Raw genomic sequence first — 350 nt, forward strand, 5'->3', positions numbered from 1 at the left:
GATTATTGTCAACAAGTTTTTGATATTTTTATTTTGTCTTCAATTGTCTTTCTTTACGAAAGCGCTTCTTGCTTGCCTTGAAGACATTTAATACTTTACCTTGTTTTTTCTTTTTCGTCAACTTTTGCCTTTTAATTGTCTTTTCTACCAAACGCCAGGAGGTGTTGTAAAGGCCGTTTTCTTTTTTGTTTTTCAAAATCCTTGTGCACCTTTTGGAAAAATTGCTTTTCCGGCAAAATCGTTCGGATTTTATGTCTTTTCTAGGTTAAATGCATAAAAAGTTTTTTGAATTTTTTTATTTTTTCAACTTTTTTACGGGTTGAAAGTAAAAAAAGAAGCAGCCAAATGAC

1 protein-coding gene is annotated in these 350 nt (G+C 30.9%); it reads right to left on the reverse strand.

Going from position 1 to position 350, the window contains the following annotated elements; all coding sequences use genetic code 11:
• Window positions 1-28: 28 nt before the first annotated feature.
• Window positions 29-196: a hypothetical protein gene (locus ACLUXO_RS10330; RefSeq protein WP_412137459.1), complete on the reverse strand. Its 168-nt coding sequence runs from the start codon at window positions 194-196 to the stop codon at window positions 29-31.
• Window positions 197-350 lie beyond the last annotated feature (154 nt).

Source organism: Lactobacillus delbrueckii subsp. bulgaricus (assembly GCF_046938665.1).
Taxonomy (GTDB): domain Bacteria; phylum Bacillota; class Bacilli; order Lactobacillales; family Lactobacillaceae; genus Lactobacillus; species Lactobacillus delbrueckii_C.